Below are 5,895 nucleotides of genomic sequence, written 5' to 3'. Positions count from 1 at the left end.
CGACAGCACCGAGGCGGCGATGCCGAGCCGGTCCATCATCGCCACGTGCTGGTCCACGCTCCAGGCCGGGATGCCCGGCATGCCCGAGGGCTTGGCGTGCCCGGCGGCGGCCAGCGCGCCGCGGTACTTCTCGGGCAGGTAGTGGGCGTGGACGTCGATGCGCCGGGCCGCCGCGGGAGCGGCAAGGGCGGCAGGCGCCGCTGCGGCTGCGGCCAGCATCGCGCCGCCGGCCAGGAAGCCGCGGCGGTCGGGGTTCTTCTGGTCTCTCATGCTTTGGTCTCCTCGTTGTTGTCGATCGGTCCTACCAACCCTCGCTGCCGGACCAGCAGATCTCCGGCGGCGCCGTCTTCATGTCCACCTGCTTGTAGGCGCCGCTGTAGAACACCAGCGGCTTGCGCTCGCGGCCCAGCGCCAGGTGCTCGATCTCGCCGATGTAGAGCAGGTGATCGCCGGCGGGGTGGATGTCCACCGTGCGCAGCACCATCTGCGCGAGGGCGCCGGCGACGAGCGGCGCGCCGTCGCGGGTCTCGAACGGGTCGGCGATGCCTTCGATCGGCCGGCCGCCGAAGTGGCTGCTCAGTTCCTGCTGGCTCTCCAGCAGGAAGCTGACGCCGAAGCGCCCGCCCGGCGGCACGGCGGCAGCGAAGCGCGCCGCGCGCCGCACCGAGACCATCGCCAGCGGCGGGTCCAGCGAGACCGACATGAAGGCATTGGCCGTCATGCCGCGCGCCTCGCCCTCGTGGACATAGCCGACGACGGTGACGCCGGTGGCGAAGTGCCCCATCACGTCGCGGAACAGCTTCTTGTCCATGGTGCTCAGACCAGCGGCGTGACCGTGTTCTCGACGCCCAGCAGCGCCTTGCCGTAGAGCTCCTCGCCCACCGGCTGCAGCACGATCGCGTGGCGCGCGGCGGTGTTGGCATCGCGCCAGATCCGCTGCATCGGGCTCGCGTCGGCGAAGCTGCCGGCGCCGTGGGCGGTCATCAAGAGGTTGATCGCCTCGCTCGCATGCTGGGCCACGTAGCCGGTGTCGGCGCGGACGCGGGCGCGGGTCACGTAGTCCAGCACCTCGCCGCGCAGCGCGGCGGCGTCGATGTCGTCGGCGGCGCGGAAGGCGTGCAGGTGGGCCGTGTCGATCAGCATCGCCGCCTTGGAGACCTGGATCTGGAACGACACCGAGTCGCTCTGCTTCTTGAACGAGGTGTAGGCGATCGAGCGCTGGCCCGCCTTCTCGATCACATGGGCCAGCGCGGCGCGCGACATGCCCAGCTGCGCGCCGACCAGGATCAGCGCCGCCACCGGGATGAAGGCGGCGCGGTAGGCGGCCTCGTCCTTGAACGGCGTCGGGTACTCGCTCTGCACCGCGGGCATCAGCGGCAGCAGGCGGTGCTCGGGCACGAACACGTCCTGCGCGACGACGCAGTTGCTGCCGGTGCCCTTCATGCCGGCGGTGAACCAGGTGTCCTCGATGCTCAGCTCGCTCATCGGCATCAGCGCGAGGTACTGGCCCTTGACGGCGCCGCTCGCGTCGGTCTCCAGCAGGCCCAGCATCGCCCAGTCGGCATGCAGGCAGCCGGAGGACCAGAACCACTTGCCGGAGGCCTTCAAGCCGCCGTCGACCCGCTGCACCTGCGTGGAGGGCGAGAACACGCCGGAGACGCGGGCATCCGGATTGGCGCCGAACACCTCGTCCTGCGCGCGCTCGCCGAACAGGCCGGTGAACCAGGCGCACACGTTCGTCAGCGCGACGACCCAGGCGGTCGAGCCGCAGGCCTCGGCGACGGCGGCCGTCACCTCCAGGTGCGTGCGCACCGAGCCCTGGTGGCCGCCATAGCGGCGCGGCACCATCGTGCGAAAGATGCCGGCTTCGGCCAGCGCCTGGATATTGCCCTCGGCGACGCGGCGGTCCTTCTCGGTCTGCAGCGCGTTCTTCGCCAGCAGCGGCTGCAGGTTGCGGGCGCGCTGCACGAGCGTGGCGCGGGTCTCGGTATCGGCGTGCTGCTGTTGCAGGGCGGCGGTGGGGATGTCCATGGTGTTCGTCTCCGTCTGTTGAACTGCCGTGTCATAATGACAGTGGTGTTCAATTTAGGATCCGCCGCAGGCTGATCCAAGCGAACTTTCACTACGTCAAAACACCGGATCGTCAGGATGACGTTCCGTCAGTGCAGAGGAGTCCAGAGATGGCGCAGGACGAAACGCCGCCGGTCGACCATCGGGTGGCCGTGGCTGCGCGCAAGCGGGCGCTGACGCGCGCGAAGATCCTCGAGGCGACCACGCGCGTGTTCGCCACGGCCGGCGAGCGCACGCCGGTGATCGAGGACGTGGTGCGCGAGGCGGGTGTCTCGCGCGGCAGCTTCTACCTGCACTTCCAGTCGCTGGACGAAGCGCTGCAGGCGCTGGCCGCCACGCAGAGCGACCAGATGACGACCGACATCCTGCCGGTCTACGACCTGCTGAAGGAGCCCTGGCAGCGCTTCTCGGTGGGCTTTCGCATCTTCCTGAAGCGGGCGCAGCAGGACCCGCACTGGGCGAGCTTCGTGACGCGCTCCAGCATCGCGTCGGAGACGCTGCTGGTCAGCAAGTACATGCGCGGTGACCTGAAGGCGGGGGTGGCGAACGGGCAGTTCAGGTTCGACGACCTGGACGTGGCCGTGGACTTCATGATGGGCGCCTCGACGGCGGGCATCTATGCGCTGGGGCGCGGGGTCAAGGACCCGGAGCACTACATCGACGAATCGGTGCGCATCGCGCTGACGGGGCTCGGTTGCCCGAAGGCGCAGTGCGAGCGGGGGGTGAAATTCTCGCGGCAGTACCTCGACGGCTGGCGGCTGAGCCATGCGGCCGAGGCATTCAGGTCATTCGAGGACGGAGAGAACTTCCGTTCGCCCTGAGCCTGCCGAAGGGCTTCGACAAGCTCGGCCCGAACGGAACATGCCTACCCCCGGCGCGGATGCATCGGATACGCCGGGTCGGTATAGCCCGGCGTCGACGGATGGCCCGGCGGCACCAGCGAGTCCACGAGCGCCTCGTCGTCGGCCGTCAGCGTGAGATCCAGCGCGCCCAGATAGTCCTGCCACTGCACCAGCGTCCTCGGCCCGGCGATCACCGCGCTGACCGCCTGGTGTGCCAGCACCCAGGCGCTGGCGAAATGGGCCAGCGAGATGTCCTTGCTCTCGCAGTGGCCCTTCAGCCGCTGCGCGATCTGCAGCGATTCCTCGCGGAACTCGGTCTGCATGATGCGCGTGTCGCCGCGGCCGGCGCGGGTGCCTTCGGCCGGCTTTTCACCAGGCAGATACTTGCCCGACAGCACGCCGCGCGCGATCGGGCTGTACGGCACGACGCCGATGCCGTGGTGCTGGCAGGCCGGCAGGATCTCGACCTCGGGCATGCGGTTCAAGAGGTTGTAGTAGGGCTGGCAGACGACCGGGCCGGGCATGTTCAGCTGCCTTGCCACGTGCACCGCCTCGGCGATGCGCCAGCCGCGGAAGTTGGACAGGCCCCAGTAGCGGATCTTGCCGGCGTTTAGCAGCGCCTGGATCGCGCGCAGCGGCTCTTCCAGGTCCATGCCGTTGAAGTCGCGGTGCAGGTAGTAGATGTCGATGTGCTCGGTCTGCAGCCGCGCGAGGCTCGCCTCGCACTCGCGGATCACCCAGGCGCGCGAGTACATCGACTCGTTGGGCCGCTCGCTCATCCTGTTGCCGAGCTTGGTGGCCAGCACCCAGTCGTGGCGCTGCGCCTTGATCAGCTCGCCGACCATCTGCTCGGACTTGCCGGTCGTGTAGACGTCGGCCGTGTCGATGAAGTTCACGCCGTGCTCGCGGGCGTGGTCCACGATGCTGCGGGCCTCGGCGACCTCGGTCTGGTCGGCGAACATCATCGTGCCCAGGCACAGGGCGGAGACTTTGAGCGGGCTCTTGCCCAGGTGGCGGTATTGCATCGGTCGGTTCCTCATTGCGTCCGGTTTAGACGTTAGGCGCATAAGCAGACGCGAAGTTCTTCGTTCACGCCGCCGGCGCGGATTCCTAGAGTGCGCTGCATACCGACTCTATCCGCTGTCCTCCATGAGCATCCTGCTGATCGCCGCCAGCCCCAGCGCGCGCTCGCGCTCCGGCGCCCTGCTTGCCGCCGCCGGCGAGCGCCTGCAGCACCTGGGCCTCGCCGCGCAGACGCTGCGCCTGCGCGACCTGCCGCCCGCCGCGCTGCTGCATGCCGAGCTGCATCACTGCAGCATCCAGAAGGCCGTGCAGCAGGTGGCCGAGGCCGATGCCATCGTGCTGGCCACGCCGATCTACAAGGCCGCCTACAGCGGGCTGCTGAAGGTCTTCCTCGACCTGCTGCCGCAGGACGGGCTCAAGGGCAAGACCGTGTGGTCGCTGGCCAGCGGCGGGAGCCTCGCGCACCTGCTGGCGCTGGACTACGCGCTGCAGCCGGTGCTGTCCTCGCTGGGCGCGCGTTCGCCGGTCGATCCGGTGTTCGCCGTCGATTCGCAGCTGGCCCGCGAGGAGGACGGCAGCTATCGCATCGGCGATGAGCTGGCGCGGCGGCTGAGCCTCGGCGCCGGCGCCGTCTTCGACCGCCTGCCGCGCAGCGTGGCAGTTCCCGCCCTCGTTTCCTGACCTTTCGGAGCTCTCCCTGATGAACCGCCGCCTCTTCGCTTCCATCGCCATCCTCACGGCCGGCCTGCTGTCCGGCAGCCTGGCCCAGGCCCAGCAGGAACTCCGCATCGGCTTCCAGAAATACGGCACGCTGACGCTGCTGAAGGCCAGGGGCGACCTCGAGAAGCGCCTCGCCCCGCTGGGCGTCAGCGTCAAGTGGAACGAGTTCCCCGCCGGGCCGCAGCTGCTGGAAGGCCTCAACGTGGGCTCCATCGACTTCGGCACCGTCGGCGAGGCGCCGCCGATCTTCGCCCAGGCGGCCGGCGCGGACCTCGTGTACGTGGCCAACCAGCCGCCCGCGCCCGCCTCGGAAGCGCTGGTCGTGCCCAAGGGCTCGGCGATCCAGAGCGTGGCCGAGCTGAAGGGCAAGCGCATCGCGCTGAACAAGGGCTCCAACGTCCACTACCTGCTGGTCAAGCTGCTGGAAAAGCACGGCATCAAGTACAACGAGATCCAGACGGTCTATCTGCCGCCGGCCGATGCGCGCGCCGCCTTCGAGAAGGGCGCGGTCGATGCCTGGGTGATCTGGGACCCGTTCCTCGCCGCCGCCGAGCGCCAGCTGGGCGCCCGCGTCCTCGCAGACGGCAAGGGCCTCGTCGCCAACCACCAGTTCTATCTCGCCTCGCGCGGCTACGCCGAGAAGAACCCGCAGATCATCCAGGCCATCGTCGATGAGCTGGGCAAGCTGGACCGCTGGGCCCAGGGCAACGACAAGGCGGTGGCTGCGGTGCTGGCGCCGCAGATCGGCCTCGATCCGTCGATCACCGAGCTGGCCGCCAGCCGCTTCGCCTACGGCATCCAGCCGATCACGCCGGCCATCGCCGAGCAGCAGCAGAAGATCGCCGATGCCTTCCATGAACTGAAGCTGATCCCCAAGCCGATCCGCATCGCCGACGCGCTGCCCAAGTCGGTCCGCACGGCACAGAAGTAAGTCAACGAATCGTCACATGAAGATCTTCTGGTTCATCCCCACCCACGGCGACTCGCGCTACCTCGGCACCTCCCAGGGCGCCCGCGTGGCCGACTACAACTACTACAAGCAGGTGGCGGTGGCCGCCGATGCGCTGGGCTACGAGGGCGTGCTGCTGCCGACCGGCCGCAGCTGCGAGGACAGCTGGATCGTCGCGTCCAGCCTGATCGAGGCGACGCGGCGGCTGAAGTTCCTCGTCGCGCTGCGGCCGGGCCTGGTGGCGCCGGTGCAGTCGGCGCGCATGGCAGCCACGCTGGACCGCCTCTCCGG

At 69.2% G+C, this 5,895-nt stretch carries 7 protein-coding genes and 1 pseudogene; 4 read left to right on the top strand and 4 right to left on the bottom strand.

Going from position 1 to position 5,895, the window contains the following annotated elements; all coding sequences use genetic code 11:
• The 3 genes and pseudogenes from B0W88_RS28970 to B0W88_RS28960 all read right to left on the bottom strand — a co-directional run.
• Window positions 1–270: pseudogene (locus tag B0W88_RS28970) on the bottom strand (hypothetical protein); the annotation flags it as partial.
• A 31-nt stretch (window positions 271–301) separates the two neighbouring features.
• Window positions 302–811, bottom strand: coding sequence for a flavin reductase family protein (locus tag B0W88_RS28965; protein ID WP_077038011.1), 510 nt, complete (start codon window positions 809–811; stop codon window positions 302–304).
• Between the two features lie 5 nt (window positions 812–816).
• Window positions 817–2,031 carry an acyl-CoA dehydrogenase family protein gene (locus B0W88_RS28960; RefSeq protein ID WP_083749147.1) on the bottom strand — a complete coding sequence of 405 codons (1,215 nt, stop codon included), beginning with the start codon at window positions 2,029–2,031 and terminating at the stop codon, window positions 817–819.
• A 149-nt stretch (window positions 2,032–2,180) separates the two neighbouring features.
• Between B0W88_RS28960 and B0W88_RS28955 the strand changes: the two genes are divergently transcribed.
• Window positions 2,181–2,891, top strand: a complete 711-nt coding sequence (locus tag B0W88_RS28955; protein ID WP_077038010.1) for a TetR/AcrR family transcriptional regulator — start codon at window positions 2,181–2,183, stop codon at window positions 2,889–2,891.
• Between the two features lie 44 nt (window positions 2,892–2,935).
• Here the strand turns inward: B0W88_RS28955 and B0W88_RS28950 are convergent, their stop codons facing one another.
• Window positions 2,936–3,937, bottom strand: a complete 1,002-nt coding sequence (locus tag B0W88_RS28950) for an aldo/keto reductase (RefSeq protein ID WP_077038009.1) — start codon at window positions 3,935–3,937, stop codon at window positions 2,936–2,938.
• A 124-nt stretch (window positions 3,938–4,061) separates the two neighbouring features.
• Between B0W88_RS28950 and ssuE the strand changes: the two genes are divergently transcribed.
• The 3 genes from ssuE to B0W88_RS28935 form a co-directional block, all read left to right on the top strand.
• Window positions 4,062–4,616 (top strand): NADPH-dependent FMN reductase, encoded by a 555-nt coding sequence (gene ssuE / locus B0W88_RS28945; protein ID WP_077038008.1) that lies wholly within the window; start codon window positions 4,062–4,064, stop codon window positions 4,614–4,616.
• 19 nt (window positions 4,617–4,635) lie between these two features.
• Entirely contained in the window at window positions 4,636–5,586 is a 951-nt protein-coding gene (locus B0W88_RS28940; RefSeq protein ID WP_077038007.1) for a sulfonate ABC transporter substrate-binding protein, read from the top strand.
• 16 nt (window positions 5,587–5,602) lie between these two features.
• The coding region (locus B0W88_RS28935) for an LLM class flavin-dependent oxidoreductase (protein WP_144007044.1) at window positions 5,603–5,895 on the top strand (293 nt) is incomplete at its 3' end.

It is taken from the genome of Pelomonas sp. KK5, from assembly GCF_001984095.1.
GTDB lineage: Bacteria > Pseudomonadota > Gammaproteobacteria > Burkholderiales > Burkholderiaceae_C > KK5.
The sequence above is the reverse complement of the archived record's forward strand: the minus strand, read 5'-3'. Positions and strand labels throughout refer to the sequence as shown.

Excerpts from the sequence above, each read along its gene's own strand:
- B0W88_RS28965 (WP_077038011.1), bottom strand. The coding sequence starts at position 811 with ATGGACAAGAAGCTGTTCCGCGACGTGATGGGGCACTTCGCCACCGGC.
- B0W88_RS28960 (WP_083749147.1), bottom strand. The coding sequence starts at position 2,031 with ATGGACATCCCCACCGCCGCCCTGCAACAGCAGCACGCCGATACCGAG.
- B0W88_RS28955 (WP_077038010.1), top strand. The coding sequence starts at position 2,181 with ATGGCGCAGGACGAAACGCCGCCGGTCGACCATCGGGTGGCCGTGGCT.
- B0W88_RS28950 (WP_077038009.1), bottom strand. The coding sequence starts at position 3,937 with ATGCAATACCGCCACCTGGGCAAGAGCCCGCTCAAAGTCTCCGCCCTG.
- ssuE (WP_077038008.1), top strand. The coding sequence starts at position 4,062 with ATGAGCATCCTGCTGATCGCCGCCAGCCCCAGCGCGCGCTCGCGCTCC.
- B0W88_RS28940 (WP_077038007.1), top strand. The coding sequence starts at position 4,636 with ATGAACCGCCGCCTCTTCGCTTCCATCGCCATCCTCACGGCCGGCCTG.